The 16,056-nt window shown below is 38.6% G+C and carries 15 protein-coding genes and 3 pseudogenes; 9 read left to right on the forward strand and 9 right to left on the reverse strand.

What is annotated here, in order from left to right; all coding sequences use genetic code 11:
* Window positions 1–92 precede the first annotated feature (92 nt).
* The 7 genes and pseudogenes from ybgC to ACFILH_RS02940 form a co-directional block, all read right to left on the reverse strand.
* Window positions 93–533, reverse strand: a complete 441-nt coding sequence (gene ybgC, locus ACFILH_RS02910; protein WP_273790465.1) for a tol-pal system-associated acyl-CoA thioesterase — start codon at window positions 531–533, stop codon at window positions 93–95.
* 218 nt (window positions 534–751) lie between these two features.
* Window positions 752–1,846: a Holliday junction branch migration DNA helicase RuvB gene (gene ruvB / locus ACFILH_RS02915; RefSeq protein WP_375630934.1), complete on the reverse strand. Its 1,095-nt coding sequence runs from the start codon at window positions 1,844–1,846 to the stop codon at window positions 752–754.
* 13 nt (window positions 1,847–1,859) lie between these two features.
* Window positions 1,860–2,474, reverse strand: a complete 615-nt coding sequence (gene ruvA, locus ACFILH_RS02920; RefSeq protein ID WP_375667333.1) for a Holliday junction branch migration protein RuvA — start codon at window positions 2,472–2,474, stop codon at window positions 1,860–1,862.
* A 13-nt stretch (window positions 2,475–2,487) separates the two neighbouring features.
* Window positions 2,488–3,003, reverse strand: a complete 516-nt coding sequence (gene ruvC, locus ACFILH_RS02925) for a crossover junction endodeoxyribonuclease RuvC (protein ID WP_375637576.1) — start codon at window positions 3,001–3,003, stop codon at window positions 2,488–2,490.
* A gap of 989 nt (window positions 3,004–3,992) precedes the next feature.
* Window positions 3,993–4,127: a hypothetical protein gene (locus ACFILH_RS02930; protein WP_375656466.1), complete on the reverse strand. Its 135-nt coding sequence runs from the start codon at window positions 4,125–4,127 to the stop codon at window positions 3,993–3,995.
* Between the two features lie 467 nt (window positions 4,128–4,594).
* Window positions 4,595–5,114: pseudogene (locus ACFILH_RS02935) on the reverse strand (DUF1465 family protein).
* Between the two features lie 179 nt (window positions 5,115–5,293).
* Window positions 5,294–6,436 (reverse strand): OpgC family protein, encoded by a 1,143-nt coding sequence (locus tag ACFILH_RS02940; RefSeq protein ID WP_375667335.1) that lies wholly within the window; start codon window positions 6,434–6,436, stop codon window positions 5,294–5,296.
* Between the two features lie 365 nt (window positions 6,437–6,801).
* On the opposite strand from ACFILH_RS02940, the gene ACFILH_RS02945 reads away from it, so the two are divergent.
* Both ACFILH_RS02945 and ACFILH_RS02950 read left to right on the forward strand, forming a co-directional pair.
* The gene (locus tag ACFILH_RS02945) at window positions 6,802–7,464 is read left to right on the forward strand and encodes a thiamine phosphate synthase (RefSeq protein WP_375658040.1); all 663 of its coding nucleotides are present in this window, start codon (window positions 6,802–6,804) and stop codon (window positions 7,462–7,464) included.
* 311 nt (window positions 7,465–7,775) lie between these two features.
* Window positions 7,776–8,513, forward strand: a complete 738-nt coding sequence (locus ACFILH_RS02950) for a TIR domain-containing protein (protein WP_375664413.1) — start codon at window positions 7,776–7,778, stop codon at window positions 8,511–8,513.
* Window positions 8,514–8,785: 272 nt separating this feature from the next.
* Here ACFILH_RS02950 and ACFILH_RS02955 read toward each other — a convergent pair whose 3' ends face one another.
* Together ACFILH_RS02955 and ACFILH_RS02960 are read right to left on the reverse strand one after the other, a co-directional pair.
* A complete protein-coding gene (locus ACFILH_RS02955) occupies window positions 8,786–9,076 on the reverse strand; it encodes a type II toxin-antitoxin system RelE/ParE family toxin (protein ID WP_375667336.1) in 291 nt (96 codons plus the stop codon).
* Window positions 9,076–9,264 (reverse strand): antitoxin, encoded by a 189-nt coding sequence (locus ACFILH_RS02960; protein ID WP_375667337.1) that lies wholly within the window; start codon window positions 9,262–9,264, stop codon window positions 9,076–9,078. The genes ACFILH_RS02955 and ACFILH_RS02960 overlap by 1 nt, the downstream gene beginning before the upstream one ends.
* Before the next feature lie 500 nt (window positions 9,265–9,764).
* On the opposite strand from ACFILH_RS02960, the gene ACFILH_RS02965 reads away from it, so the two are divergent.
* From ACFILH_RS02965 to efp, 7 genes and pseudogenes are all read left to right on the forward strand, one after another.
* A complete protein-coding gene (locus ACFILH_RS02965) occupies window positions 9,765–10,130 on the forward strand; it encodes a helix-turn-helix domain-containing protein (RefSeq protein WP_375641837.1) in 366 nt (121 codons plus the stop codon).
* Window positions 10,131–10,501: 371 nt separating this feature from the next.
* Window positions 10,502–10,892 (forward strand): annotated as a pseudogene (locus tag ACFILH_RS02970) (helix-turn-helix domain-containing protein).
* A gap of 364 nt (window positions 10,893–11,256) precedes the next feature.
* Window positions 11,257–12,300, forward strand: coding sequence for a tetratricopeptide repeat protein (locus ACFILH_RS02975; protein WP_375630927.1), 1,044 nt, complete (start codon window positions 11,257–11,259; stop codon window positions 12,298–12,300).
* Between the two features lie 606 nt (window positions 12,301–12,906).
* A pseudogene (locus ACFILH_RS02980) lies at window positions 12,907–13,275 on the forward strand (helix-turn-helix domain-containing protein).
* 614 nt (window positions 13,276–13,889) lie between these two features.
* Window positions 13,890–14,288, forward strand: a complete 399-nt coding sequence (locus ACFILH_RS02985; RefSeq protein ID WP_375643256.1) for a hypothetical protein — start codon at window positions 13,890–13,892, stop codon at window positions 14,286–14,288.
* A 352-nt stretch (window positions 14,289–14,640) separates the two neighbouring features.
* The gene (locus ACFILH_RS02990) at window positions 14,641–15,024 is read left to right on the forward strand and encodes a helix-turn-helix domain-containing protein (RefSeq protein ID WP_375667359.1); all 384 of its coding nucleotides are present in this window, start codon (window positions 14,641–14,643) and stop codon (window positions 15,022–15,024) included.
* 448 nt (window positions 15,025–15,472) lie between these two features.
* Complete coding sequence (gene efp, locus ACFILH_RS02995) at window positions 15,473–16,048, forward strand: elongation factor P (RefSeq protein ID WP_015856958.1); 576 nt, start codon at window positions 15,473–15,475, stop codon at window positions 16,046–16,048.
* Window positions 16,049–16,056 lie beyond the last annotated feature (8 nt).

A 16,056-nucleotide genomic window follows, 5' to 3' on the forward strand; every position in this document is an offset into this window, starting at 1 on the left:
ATTTAGGCTATGATAAATGTATAGTTTTAGATTGTAGATTACTTTATATCTGCCGATCTCTCCTAAAGCTGCTGGTTCAATGAATAATACTTTTAACCAAGAATTTTTGCAAAAAGTTCTTTGGGTAAACGTCGCGGTTTTGCCTCCTCATTAATCAGAGCAATTTCAACTTTGGCTGTTACCAACGTGGTCATCTCATGCAAAATAGATTGCTCCATAAAAAAGCGTGCCCCTTGGATATGAGTAACACGTGTTTTAACGACTAAAAGATTATCAATTTTAGCTGGTCTTGAAAAATTAATTTCCATATGACGAACAACAAAAAACAGTTTTTCTCCCTCAACCCCTGCTGCTAACATCTTATTATTAAAACCGGCATCTCGTAAAAACTCTGAACGTCCTCGTTCAAAAAACTCAAGATAACGCGCATGATAAACCACACCGGAAAAATCTGTATCAGCAACATAAACGCGGACCTGAAAATTATGAAAAGCGTTTGTATGATTGCTCTTAAAAGGTGTTATTTCTGTCATCGACTTCATGCCCCATAAAATCATCTAATATAGCTAATATAGCAAATTGTTTATCAATCAAAAGATTGAACACATTTTTGTGTTGAAGTTGTGGAAAGCAAAAAACCCTCAATAGTGCCAAACTTTTTCGACCAGAATATGTTAAAGGAAGCACGTCTCTTGTATTTTATGACCTTGCTATAAAATGTTCAAATAGTTTCTTTTAATGAAGAAATGCCTTAGTCATCTTCCCCATCCCATAAAGACGTCTGAAGTAATGAATTGTCTTGAGCATCAGAAAGTTGAGAACGCCTTTGTATAGACGTTGTAGAGGCTGGAGCAGAAAGCCCTAAATGGCTCCAAGCCTTTTCAGTTAGAATGCGTCCACGAGCAGTTCTTTGAATAAAACCTTGTTGGAGCAAATACGGTTCAACAATATCTTCAATGGCATCGCGTGGTTCTGATAAAGCAGCAGCAATCGTTTCAATCCCCACCGGTCCCCCTAAAAAAGTTTCCGCAATCAGAAGCAAGTAGCGACGGTCAAGCGGATCAAGACCAAGATGATCGACCTCAAGGCGCGAAAGCGCTTCATCGGCGATTTTTTGGTCAATTTGTTTTGCTTGTTTAACCAAAGCAAAATCACAAACGCGCCGTAAAAGCCGTCCGGCAATACGAGGGGTCCCCCGTGCTCGGCGTGCAATTTCATGGGCACCATCATCACTAATCTTGACGGCAAAAAGCCGCGCATTACGCTGCACAATATATTCTAATTCTTCTATCGTATAAAAATTGAGACGAATTGGGATGCCAAAACGGTCTCTCAGCGGTGTGGTCAAAAGCCCCAAACGTGTGGTTGCCGCTACCAAAGTAAATTTAGCCAGATCAATTTTCACCGAGCGTGCGGCCGGCCCCTCCCCAATGATCAAATCCAGTTGATAATCTTCCATGGCTGGATAAAGAATTTCCTCAATCGCCGGATTTAAGCGATGAATTTCATCAATAAACAAGACATCACGTTCTTCAAGATTGGTCAAGAGAGCGGCTAAATCTCCTGCTTTAGCGATGACCGGCCCTGAAGTAGAGCGAAAATTAACGCCTAATTCTTTTGCCATAATCTGTGAAAGCGTTGTTTTTCCCAACCCCGGTGGCCCTACAAACAAAACGTGATCCAGCGCTTCTTGCCGCGTTTTTGCTGCTTCAATAAATATTTTTAAATTAGCCCGTGCCACTTCTTGACCAATAAAGTCATCGAGAACTTGTGGTCTTAAGGAACGATCTGGATCGTTAGGAAGGGAGGCGGAACCCAGAAGGCGTTTATCTTCATCTTTATGCATTGTTACCTTGATTTTAAGTAGGAGAAGAAAGCAATTTGAGACTATGGCGGATCAGCAGGGCAGAAGAAACAGTTTCCCCCTCAAGAGCGTTCATCGCAAGAGCAAGAGCACGGGATGCATGCTCCCGTTCAAACCCTAGCTTCATCAACGCGGAAAGCGCATCATGCGCAGGTTGATTGGTCATCTCACGCTGAGGAACCAAAACAGTCTTGAGCGCTTGTTCAAAGGGGAGTGTTTTACTTTTCAACTCACCCACAATTCTTTCACTGACTTTTTTACCAACGCCCGGCGCTCGACTAATCATCGCAACATCGTTTAAAGCAATAGCCTGTGCAAGTTCATCTGGCGATAAAGTACCCAAGATTGCCAAAGCAACCTTTGCCCCTACTCCAGGAACATTTTGTAGAAGACAAAACCACTCCTGTTCAGCTCTTGTAGCAAAACCAAAAAGGCGGATTGCGTCTTCCCGAACATGCGTTTCAATAAAAAGGCTTAACGCCTCCCCAACAGAGGGTAAAGAAGGACGCAGCCGATTTGACACAAAAACAACATAACCCACACCGTGCACATCAAGAAGGATATGATCATCAAAGATATGTTCAAGAGTGCCCTTTAATTTGCCAATCATGTTGCCACCCCACTCATATCGCTATCCTTGCCTGATAAGATCGGTCAATACTGTTACGGTGCATACTATGACAAAGAGCAAGAGCAAGAGCATCAGCCGCATCACTGCTATCAAATTCAGCCCGTGGGAGGAGAACTTTGACCATCATATGGATTTGTTCTTTAGCCCCATGTCCAACACCAATAACCGATTTTTTCACTTTGTTGGGCGCATATTCAAAAACAGGAAGATTTGCTTGCGCAGGAACCAGCAGTGCAATTGCACGTGCTTGCCCAAGTTTTAAAGTTGCTGTAGCATCTTTATTGACAAACACATGTTCTACAGCAGCTTCATGGGGCATAAATTGATGCACAACCTCTGAAAGACCTTTGTGGATCTGACATAGTCTGGAAGCCAGCTCACACTTTACATCAGAAGAAACCGTCCCTGCTGCAATAAACTGAAGACGATTACCCGCAACATCGATAACGCCCCACCCTGTACGCCGTAATCCGGGATCAATGCCTATAATACGAATCGTCTCTGCCATAAACTACAGTCTATACACTTTTCCCCCCTGTGAATAAAGATGTGAATAAAGACAAGACCACAAAGAAAACAGCAACCCAAGACAAAACCAGTAAAAAGATAATCATCCCCCCAAATTTATACAATTATAACACGCAACGAACAGCATCTTTATGAAGCATAACTGAAATCAATCAAAACCATTCACACATCACAAGCAAGCACCCTATCAAGCACCCTCTAAAGCATAAAAATTCCCTTTCTATATCATATCCAATGCCATAACGGTTAAACATCGCAAGCGAGAAAATAGAGCAGTGCTGGATTGTACATTCATAAGTGTAAAGAGGCTATGAAACGGATGGTACACACTTTGCGAAAACTTTTTACATTATAGCATGGCGCTACCATAACAAGACAACACGTTGATTTATAAAGATAATTAATTATTTTGTATGTTGCATAAGAATCCCGAATATCCTAAGATTTTCTCATTACAAATCTGTTTATATTGAAGCAATCAAAACCATTCTCTTACATATGAAACGTGGGATTGCCGTATAGAGTGAAACTGTACAAGAAAGGACTAAAAATAATGCTTCTAATGAATTGTCTCAAGTTCCAAAGGCTGCCGCAACATTGGGGACTGGCAAAGATGATGATAGTGCCGGCTTTCTCCTTTGCAAGCATAAAGATGAGAGAGGCTCAACGGATATGAATAAGAACTGAGAAATATTTTTGAATATACTCATCACACCACAATGACATTGCGTAGAGAGGGACATTGCATAGGGGCACAAGGAACCCATGGGACATTCATTATATGGCACTATATGGCATTTTATTTTGGATATTTTATTTTACGCGAAGGAAAATACCTTCCATTCAAAACAAAAGAAGCCCAAAAACTGTAACAATGTGTATCATCCTCATTAACACACACTTTACAGCAGCTTTATAGGCATAAATTATAGAGCATAAATAAATTGATGTACAAGCCCCTACTCTATCTTAGAGCCAGATCATTATCATAACCAAAACAAAATCACACGATAGATCAACAGAAAGTATTCCAGCTGCAATCAACCAAAGCCGATTTCCCACAAAACCAACCATACTCCATCCCATGCCATAATTTACAATCAATACTTATACACCCCCTCTAAGCTATAAGCTCAAGATATTTCCTACGCTCAAATAGAAATTAGGCAGAAAAAAGCACTCTAGATTAGTTTTAGTTGTGAAATTTCGGTTGTAAAAAAAATGGGTATACTGCTCTAAATATCGCAAGAAAGAAGCAAGGAGCTATTATTCTCAGCACGCCCACAAGTCGTTTCAGTAATTCGATTTGTTTTCCCACTAGATTATCATCGTTCAAGATAAAGCCGCCGCTTATTGACCAAAGTGCTTAAACTACAGCAGCATCTCTAAATGAAAAAAATGCACGCTTCTAAACGCAATGAATGAGAAACAAATTGGCGAAAAACTTCTGGCAATTCATGCCAATGAGGGGTTTCAAGTTCCAATGCTCAGTGTATGAAGTGACACTTTTACAATGTCTTTTTTATTTGTTCTGATGACATTTCCCCTTCGCACAAAGCAAGGGAGTACCTCTAAGAACGCCCAAAGGCTGTTTTGAGCAATTCGATTTGTTTTCCCACTGGATTATCATCTTCTAGAGCACAGGAGGCCGCAGTTTCCCACCCAGCACGCATATAGGTTATCCGCGCTTCTAAACGCAATGAATGAGAAACAAATTGGCGAAAAACTTCTGGCAATTCATGCCAATGAGGGGTTTCAAGTTCCAATGTTCAGTGTATGAAGTGACACTTTTACAATTTCTTTTTTTATTTGTTCTGATGACATTTCCCCTTCACGCTCTGCGCGAAGAAGAAGGAGTTGAGAAGCGATTTGCATAAGTCGTGTACTTAAATACATAGCCTCTTTTGCATAGATTGCAGAAACCTCTGCCGAAAGAGAGCGTGCTACTAATTTCCCTTCTGAGTCAATATACGCTGCGGTTTTTTCAATCAGCGCCATTGTTTCTTCATAGAGACGATTAAAAGCATTTTCAAAAGCATTATGCTCAATCATGATAATAGGTTCATCATATGGACGTTTATGTACACTCACGCTTTTATACTCCAAGTATCAGCACAAAATTATACCACTCAACGAACAGAGTATTAAAAAGTTTCTTTTGTTGCTGTATAGAACGCTTTTTTTAAAACTGCTACCTCTTTTAATTTTTTTGCGCAACGCACTTTTTATACTAAGGTTAACGTGCCCAACAAACACTATAGGAATGTTTTTTATAAACGGATCATTTTCCTTGAAAATGACCACTGCCAAGATTGCCGTTTTTCACAATAATAAGCGACTCCAAATTGCAAAGCAATACCCGTTATTATTAAGAGGGTATCGGAAAAAAACGTTTCTGTCATCACTGTTTTTATAATTTGTCCAAACATCGCAAAAATGGTTCCCGTTACAAAGACCGGTAAACTATGTTTTCCTAAAATTGCTAAAAGATGTTTCTGAGAGACATAAAACCATTTATTGATGCGCGGCAAAGAAAGAATGAGAAAGGCTAATGCAAGAACATGGAGTAAACGTGGCAAGCTTAAAAAGGTTTTATTAAAGTTCAACAATGGGGAAGACCAGCCAAGCCACCCCAAAATGCCCCACCAGTTTAAGCGAACCCATAACAGCGCCAACAAGAGATACGCTGCCGCACAAACAATCCAAAAAGACTGAAAAGCGATTTTTTTTCCTTGTTTAAGCGCTAAAGTACTGGTCAATCCTATGACAAATAAGAATTGCCAAGACAAAGGATTTAAAAACCACTTTCCCTTTAAAGGATAAGAAGGAGGAGCAATTTTATAAAATCCGCAGATAAGATACAGTGTAAAGGAGCCCAAAAGCAGCCATTTTGTCTGCTTACAACTCAAATAAAGGATAAAAGGCGCAAAAAACATCAAAACGATATAAAGAGGAAGAATATTATTATATCCCAATTGATGCCCAAAGCTTAAGGTACTCAAAAATGCGATACTAGGCTCTTTAAAAAAGAGTCCCAAATTGTTCATCGATAAAAGTTTTTCTGTTTTCCATAATAAAAAGGCAGCAAAAAAAAGACTTAACGTGACAAAAGTAGTAAAAAGATATGCACCATAGAGCTGCAGAGCTCTGTACCAAAGTTTTCGGATAATAAAAGCAAAGGATTTTTGCTGTAACCGTCCATGAAAGCTTAACCCAAGAGCAATCCCTGAAAGCAAAACAAACACTTCTGCACAATCAGAAAAACCGAAATTTCTATAAGTAAAAGACTCATAGATCGTTCTGGGAATATGGTTGATGAAAATCGTCAATAAGGCTAAAGAACGAAAAACATCAATACGTGTATCACGGCGAAAAGGTTGAGTATTATGCTCAAGAATACCTTGGTATTTCATCAGTGGACTCCCACACGTCACACCCCCCTTGAAGTCCCATAAAAATGGTGCTTACCCTTATTGCCAACAAGCATGAACAGGATGAAATTTTAATTTTTAAGTGTCAAGTTTCATTTTAAGCGTTTATTTTTTAAAAGGCAAAAGTTTTTTAAAGGCAAAAGAACGAAAAACGTCCATACGTGTATCACAACAAAAAGGCAACATATTATGCTTTAAAACACTTTCATTTCTCATAAGCAGGCTCCCACACACCCACAAATCCTTTAAACTACGTGAAAATGGTGGTCACTTTTATCACAAATAAGCATAATAGAATGAAACTTTAATTTTTAAGCGTTATTTTTTCTAAGAAACAGGGATTTGACATGACACAACAAAAAAATAAACCAATTGATCCACCTCTTTTCCCTCAGTTGATTTTAACACTTGATGTTCGGCGCAACACCCCACACACATTTTTGCAGCAAATTTTGCAAACAAAGTCTTTTGCATGCGTCATCCTCCATGATTCTGAAAGGTTGAAAGATGATGGCTCTTTTTTACAACAACAAGCGCAAACTTACGCAGAAGATATTCAACATCATGACGCAGCCCTTCTCATCGCTGATGACAGCCGCATTGCTGGACGCATAAAGGCTGATGGATTGCACATAGAAGATGATCTTAACGCTCTTGAAAGCTTCAAAAATCAGCAAAAGGAACAAAAAATCATAGGCTTTGGCAATTTACGCAATCGCCATAGTGCTATGCTTGCAGCGGAAACAGGTGTTGATTACCTGTTCTTTGGAAAACTCGGGGCTGATAAAAAACCCCAAGCGCACCCCCGCAATCTCCAGTTAGCAACATGGTGGGCAGAAATTATGCAAACCCCCGCCATTATCCAAGCAGGAAGCGATTTTTCAACCTTTGATGAAGTCTTAAAGACTGGATGTGAATTCATTGCTGTAGAAGAAGTCATTTTGGGGAACGACAACCCCTTAATACTGCTTAAAACAATGCAAGAAAAATGTGAGAACACCCCCTTGTAATATAGGAGGAGAATTTATAAATAAAGCGTTAACTTTCGTGTTTCTTATATAGAGCACATAACGGCATATACAAATAGGAGAAAAATTCGTTTCGTTCATTCACAATTCAATCAGATCGCTTCATCACGCAGTAAAATTTCCCATCATTTAGTCAAGTTTTCCCACGTTTCAATCAATTGAATGGAAGGTGACCGTCTCTTTTTGTGCATTGTATAAGAAAATGAAATCATAAAGCTATTTAAATTCAAATAGTTATAAAAATAAATCAACATTTTATATTAATAACCAGCGATATTGAAAGAATATAAACAGTGAAATATAGCGGCACCTTCGAAGACCTTAAAGATATAGTTAAAACAGCTGGATATAAAATCATAGAAACTAAGTTTCTATCACTTAATTCTTCTAAAGGATATCAGATCAAAACCTCCGAAGGAGGCGTTATTAATTGGTATGAAAGCACAGGAACAATCAACGTTCAAGGCAAAGAAAACATAAAACAAAAGTTAATAGAAGATTTAGCAAAGCATATAGAAGAAACATCAACGATTCCTTCCTCAAAAACTGCCTCCAATCCTTCAAATAAAAAAATTTTTATCGTTCATGGTCATGATTGTTATGCCTTAACGGAGCTTGAAAATGTTCTTCTCAAGCTTGGTCTCGAACCATACATCTTACAAAACACGAGTGGTAATGGTTTACCCATCATTCAAACTTTGAAAAAAGAAATTTGTGACAGTTCTATAAGTTTTGGTATTGTACTCCTCACGCATGATGACATGGGTTATGCTATATCTCAAGGTGCAGAAAAAATTCAACCCCGTGCACGACAAAACGTTATTTTCGAAATGGGCATGTTAGCTGCCACACTTCCTCTTGAGAGGATTGCTATTCTACAAAAAGAAGGCATTGAAATGCTTTCAGATGTTGGTGGAGTTTACTACCTTTCTTTTAAAGAACACGTAAACGAAACATTTCCCAAACTTATTAAGCGCTTACAAAAAGCTGATTTCTCTTTTAATACAGATACAATTCATGCATTAAAGTAAATTTGAATAATGCTTATGTTTATTTTTTAAAGCGCACGCCCAAAACCACATGCCACCCCACCACATTCCACAGACACACATCCTATAGCACAGAGAAACGATCACCCCCCCCTTCTTCAAACAGCAAGCGATTGTGCAAATTTTAATGAAGAGACCGCGCGTGAATTCATTACCGTGGAAGAAATCATTTTAGTCTCTTTGATAAACGCGGGGCTGATGTCATGATTTTGGTAATTGTTCCAGAAAGGTTTAAGAGGCAGTCTCTCATTAGATTAAAGAAAAATAGGAAATTCACGTCGGGCATGTACTACAGCTACAATTTCGATTTGATGTGCAGCTACTCGATACAATATAAGGTAATTTGGATGTGCTACAATTTCTCGTAATCCTAATACCTTCTCACTCTGTCTGTATAAATATGGATGTTCAGCCAATGGCAGTACGGATGCTTCCAAAAACCTTTTCATTCGGCGCGCGCGCAGCAGATGGATTTTCGCGAGCAATATAGGTAACATCTGACGCAAATCGTCACGTGCCGAAGACAACCAAACAACCGGAAGCATCACTTGTCCTGTTCAGCTTCAAGCTGACTGATTATAACTTCCATTTCAGCCATAACCTCATCATGCGGAATAGGAGGATATGGATTTGCAAGACTTCTCGCTACCTTATCGCGCAGCCATGCAGTGTAGCTGCTTTCCTGTTCAACGGTTTCGAACTCTGAAATTAGCGGAGAAAGGGTGGTCTTCATAATATATGTCCTTTCTATTCCAGAATATTGGAGATAATTACTCTTGTCTATGTTGTCAATATTAGCGAATTGAAAATGTTTAACTTTTAAGCGTCCAAAGTTCTTTTGATCTTAAAACTTAAGGCTTTTTAACCCTCTCAAAAAACACGGGGGCTGATGTCATGATTTTGACAATCATTCCAGAGAGATTTAAGAAGCGGATAGCCTCTCATAAAAAACAAATTTTGTAAGTAAAAAACTATTTTTATTGTAAATTTCCTGAAATTACTTTATGAATTAAAAGATGTTTTGGTCGCATACGCAACGACCAAAAGGGGCCTTGAAAACCCTAAGTTCTAGCGTAAAGATGAGCCCACTTTGTGGGTATCCCGGAATTCCGGGAGTTTTTGCTATGTCCAGGTGCTTTAAGCACTAAAAGCAAAAAGGCTGACTAGAACTCAGTATTTTCAAGCTCCCGGAATACTCATGCGAGGGCGCTCGCGACCGGCGGGGGCTTTAAAATGCGAACCAAAGATCTTGATAATGATATTTTCATTGGCAAAAAAATTCGTTTGAGACGAAAAATGCTAAAAATGTCTCAAACAACTTTAGGGCACGCTTTAGGCGTAAGCTTCCAACAAATTCAAAAATATGAAAAAGGCTTAAATCGTGTCAGCGCAGGGCGATTAAAGAAAATTTCCGATATCTTGAATGTTCCACTTTCCTTTTTTTATGCCGATATCTTAACAAAACAGCAGTCCCCATACCACCATGATGAAATCGCATCAAGCACAGAGGAATACCTGCTGCTCAAAAGATTTAGAATTCTAACAACGGTAAAAAAGAAAGCCTTTTTACAGCTGATCTCTGATGAGAATGCAAGCTAACATAACGCGATAGTGTGTGCTATTCAAAGTCCCCTTTGTGAACACTTTATTGCTTGAATGCAAAACATGCCACCCCTCCATTTTAAGAAACGACACGTTAAGAGACACTATTTTAATTTTTATTGTAAATTTCCTAAAATTACTTTATGAATTAAACGGTGTTTTGGTCGCATACGCAACGACCAAGAGGGTCTTGAAAGCCCGAAAATCTAAACATGAATTTACCCCACTTTGTGGGTATCCCGGAATTCCGGGAGTTTTTGCTATGTCCAGGTGCTTTAAGCACTAAAAGCAAAAAAAGCTGATTAGATTTCAGTACTTTCAAGCTCCCGGAATACTCATGCGAGGGCGCTCGCAACCGGCGGGGAAAAATGCAATCTCAAAATCTTAATATTGATCTTTTTATTGGCAAAAAAATTCGTTTGAGTTATTGGCAAAAAAATTCGTTTGAGACGAAAAATGCTAAAAATGTCTCAAACAACTTTAGGACACGCTTTAGGTGTCACTTTCCAACAAATTCAAAAATATGAAAAAGGCTTAAATCGTGTCAGCGCAGGGCGTTTAATGGAAATTTCTGATATTTTGAATGTTCCCATTGCCTTTTTTTACGCGGATATCATTACAAAACAGCAGTCCCCATACCACCATGATGAAATCGCATCAAGCACAGAGGAATACCTGCTGCTCAAAAGATTTAGAATTCTAACAACGGTAAAAAAGAAAGCCTTTTTACAGCTGATCTCTGATGAGAATGCAAGCTAACATCACACGGATAGCGTGCGCTATTCATAAGCATTCATACGTATTTTAAAAAGCAACCTCCATTGTAAGCATTTTTTCATTTTAGGGGGATAAGCCATTGATATAATAGAAGATAAGCATCTTTACATACGATAACCCCTCATCATTATTATTTTTAACAGGACTGTATTATTTTTAACAGAACTGTTTTAAACAGTCTGTCTCTCGTCGACATTTATGCTACTTTTTTAACTTACCCAACCCTACCTTGAACCAAGACGAAAAACTGAGAGATAAAAAGTAATATAGAAATGAGATTCTTATACGGCTTGTAATGATAAAAAAAAAATGTGAAAATTCTGATCGGTAATGAGGAGAAAACACCATGATCAAGAGAAGCGTGAAGCTGCTTATCTTAGGCGTGATTGGGCTTGCAAGTTCTGCTGTAATTTCAGCGGGAAACACTGAAGAAATCTCAAATTCTGAAAGCTCTTTCAATACGATTCAAGAAGCTTCAAACACTCAAGAACCCTTTCAGCCCTTAAAAGCTGGAGACTATGACCAAGCCTATGACTATTACATCCAAGGTTATTATTTAAAAGCTTTTCGTGAAGCACTCCGACGTGCTGAAAAAAATGATCCTTTTGCACAAACTCTTCTTGCCCGAATTTATATGGAAGGATGTGCTGTTCCTATTGACGGTGCGCGTGCTGCTTTATGGTTTGAACGCGCTGCAAAACAGGGGGAACCCCAAGCACAACTACGCTATGGACTTATGTTGTTTGATGGTAACTTTATAAAACAAAATCAAGGACTTGGTGAGCAATTCATTCAAAAAGCTGTCAAAGCAGGCGTCAAGGAAGCCTATTTTTATTATGGACAACTGCTTCTTTATAAAGCCTCACAGGAAAAACAAGCTCTCCCTGGTGTTTCTTCCCAAAGTCGTGAAAATGAAGCAATAGAGCAAGCCTTAAAATGGTACTTAAAAGGTGCTGCTCTTGGGGATGCTGATGCTGCTTTTTCTGCTGCAAAAATTCTTTCCTTAGGCACGTTAAAGCGACCAAAAGATGATCGCAATGCCCGCAAGCTCATGGAGGTAGCGGCTCAAAACAATCACTTAAAAGCTCAACTTCATTTAGCACAATGGCTTGTACAGGGGCGTGGAGGAGAAACAGATTTTCAGCGTGCTTTTCATTTACTTCAAAGAAATGCGATCAACATGGTAGCACCAGCACAGATTTCCCTTGCAAGGCTTTATCGAGATGGCACAGGAACAAAAGGCGATATAATAATGGCAGCGGCATGGTATATGCTCGCAAAGGAGGCAAAAATGCAAGCTCCTGATCTTGAAATAATGCTCCAAGGCATGGATAAGGCACAACTAGAAAAAGCGCACAAAGAAGCAATAAAGCTCCTTCCTGTTTTTTAAAATACTCCTCTCTGCATCAAAAAGATAAAATTTATAGAAATTCCGGGAGATTTTGCTCTGTCCAGGTGCTTTAAGCACTAAAAGCAAAAAGGCTGATTTGAGGTCAGTGTTTTTAGACTCCCGGAATACCAACGCGAGGGCGCTCGCAACCGGCGGGGGCTTTAAAATGCGAGCCAAAAATCTTGATAACGACATTTTCATTGGTAAAGAAAACGCACTGGTATCATTTGCTTAAGCAAACAATATCCAATAAGCAAAAGAGCTAGGCTATCCCGAAAATTCCGAAAGCTCTATTTTTTCATTCTTTTTTCTTGGACGAAAAACACGCCGCCTCTCAGTAAAAAGCTATTTTTTATTGTAAATTTCCTAAAATTACTTTATGACTTGAAAAGTGTCTTGGTCGCATACGCAACGACCAATAGGGATCTAAAAACCCGAAAACTCAAACATGAATTGACCCCGCTTTGCGGGTATCCCGGGATTCCGGGAGATTTTGCTATGTCCAAGTGCTTTCAGCACTAAAAGCAAAATGCTGATTTGAGTTCAGTGTTTTTAGACTCCCGGAATACCAACGCGAGGGCGCTCGCAACCGGCGGGGGCTTTAAAATGCGAGCCAGAAATCTTGATAACGACATTTTCATTGGCAAAAAAATTCGTTTGAGACGAAAAATGCTAAAAATGTCTCAAAAAACATTAGGTTAACATTTAGGTGCCACTTTCCAACAAATCCAGAAATATGAAAACGGCTTAAATCGTGTCAGCGCAGGGCGTTTAAAAGAAATTGCCGATATCTTAAATGTTCCACTTGTTTTTTTCTATGCGGACACCTCAGCAAAACAACAGCCCCCATACCCTCATGATGAAATCGCATCAAGTACAGAAGAATACCTGCTGCTCAAAAGATTTAGAGTTCTAACCTCGATAAAACAAAGAGCCATTTTACAATTACTCTCTGATCAAAATGAAAGCTTTTAACATCATGACATAGAGCACTACACTCTCTGTTCTTAACTTGCCTCCCATCCCTCAAAGGACAGAAGCCCCTTCCCTATCCGGTTGGGAAACAATCCGTCTTCTCAGAACAGAACTCTTTTAGCTTCCCATTTTATGTGGTTCATTTCACAAGATTATCCGGACAAGCTCCCTCAAATATTCACCACACACTCTCATAAAAACATCACATGTGCAAAATTTGATACCTTATAGCACCACACCTCAAACGATAGTATTTTACAGCAAACAGGATAAGCATTCATACGTATTTAAAAAAAGACATCCCTCAAAAAGCAATGCTTGAAAATTTTTTTGATCAATCTGGAATAACACTTAACACATCATTTTATAATGGTGATAGAGGACATGATCTTAACATGCAAACGCAAAAAATTGCTTTTTTACCATAATCACTAAAAGCAGCTGTTTATTAAAATATACGCCACCAGAAGCACTTCAAACAGCCTTTACAGCTGAAACCATTATTCATTGATTAGATACCGATATGTTGTTAATGTGCTATGCGTAAAGTTGCTCTTATTTCTGGAAGAGGAGCTTTGCAAATAAAGAGCAACAATAAGTAAGGGGAATTAAAGATGTTAAAATATTTATTGCTGTCACCGGTTGTGTTGGTGGCTGGTTGCGCATCTGTAGGCAATTATTCATCAAATTATGTTGATCAAAGTCTTACAAAGCGTCAGGCACAATTAGTCGCTAACAAATTTATTAGCGATATCAAGAGATCTCTACCACCAGCTACAACCACACTTCTTATAAAGAAAAATAATACAGCAGACAGCTTTACTCCTTTATTTATCAATCTGTTGCGACGGAATGGATATAATGTGATCTATACAGATCAACCTCAAAAGCAGCAAAACATGGGTGTGAATTTGAGTTATAGAATAAGATTAAATAGTAGCACTATAGTGTCTCTTCTTCAGTATAGTGTGAACGGAGAACCACGTGCTCATATAAGTACTCAGCCCAAATGAACCCGCTATTTAATGTAAACATTCTCTATATTTTACACGTAAAGACTTAAAAGCTCTTGCGAAAGGCAAAGAGATTTGCACCTCAATAAAAAACCTCATTTTTAGCCAGAGTGGATAAATTTTATTATAGATTGTGACAATACAAAATAGTGTAAATTATAGCTTTAAGATTTAAGAAAAGAAGAATACTAAAAATAATGAAAATGCCCCACACCCTAGTGAATTGTTACGCGAAGATGTAAATGCAAAACTTGGACTATCTGTGATTGAAGCAGCTGAAGAGTTTTCTATATCCCGTGTAGCATTTTCTAGGGTCTTGGTAAAATCCTTATAACGACATTTTCAGTGGCAAATTCATTGGCAAAAAATTCGTTTGAGACGAAAAATGCTAAAAATGTCTCAAACAACTTTAGGACACGCTTTAGGTGTCACTTTCCAACAAATCCAGAAATATGAAAACGGCTTAAATTGTGTCAGCGTAGGGCGTTTAAAAGAAATGGCCGATATCTCAAATGTTCTACTTTCCTTTTTCTATGCTGATATCTTAACAAAACAACAGCCCCCGTACTCTCATGATGAAATCGCATCAAGTACAGAAAAATACCTGCTTTTAAAAAAATTTAGAGTCCTAATCTCGATAAAACAGAAAGCCTTTTTACAGCTGATCTCTGATAAGAATACAAACGAACACCCCGCGATAACACACACCACGCTCTATCCCATGAGACACTCATAATAAACTCCGTATTCACATATTCTTAATTAAAAACACCTCATGGTTTTAGGGAACTTATATCATTACCATCAATTATATCATTGCCATCAATTATATCATTGCCATCAATGATGATATTTTACGACACAACGGGATAAATTTCCCCAAAAATTCTAAAAAATTTTTGTGCAAATTTTTAAAAAGCTTGCGTCTGAGCGCTTTTTATGGTCTTGCAAAGAACTGAAAAGCAAAAATACATAAAGGTCCTTTTTTACTTAAGCTTTTCTCTTTGCAAAAAGCAGGAGAAAGCCCATAAAGAGCACACAGGACCATGAGAGAGCCGCAAGGTTAATCAAAGGGATTTTAGCCCGAAAATAACAAAAGAGCTTGACTGTTAAAGGCAGCAAAGAAAAGCGCCATAAAGACAACAAGAGAGTTCTTTTTGCAAGAATAGAATTGGATAGAAACGATGAAAATTAATGGCAATGAAATTCGCCCTGGTAATGTGATCGAACATCAAGGAAGTTTATGGGTTGCTGTTAAATGCAACGCTGTAAAACCAGGAAAAGGTGGTGCATTTAACCAAGTTGAAATGAAAAATTTGATTGATGGTACAAAACTTAATGAACGATTTCGCGCTGCTGAGACCGTTGAACGCGTGCGCCTTGAACAAAAGGATTTCACATTTCTTTATCAACAAGGGGATGCTTTGGTCTTTATGGATTCAGAATCTTATGAACAACTTGAACTCCAAAAGGATTTTGTTGGTGAACGTGCTGCGTTTCTCCAAGATGGGATGACTGTCACAGTTGAACTTTATCAAGAAAAGCCTATTGGCATCTCACTTCCTGATCAAGTTGCTGTCACGATTGCGGAAGCCGATCCTGCCATCAAAGGACAAACGGTTACCTCCTCTTATAAACCCGCCATTCTTGAAAACGGGATTCGTATTCTTGTTCCCCCCTTTATGAATGCTGGTGAACGTATCATTGTAGACACCAATGAGTTGATTTATTTGCGTCGTGCAAATGAAAAAGATAAATAAAGGAATAA

The sequence above is a fragment of the Bartonella sp. CL435QHHD genome (genome assembly GCF_042195095.1).
In the GTDB taxonomy this organism is placed as follows: Bacteria; Pseudomonadota; Alphaproteobacteria; order Rhizobiales; family Rhizobiaceae; genus Bartonella.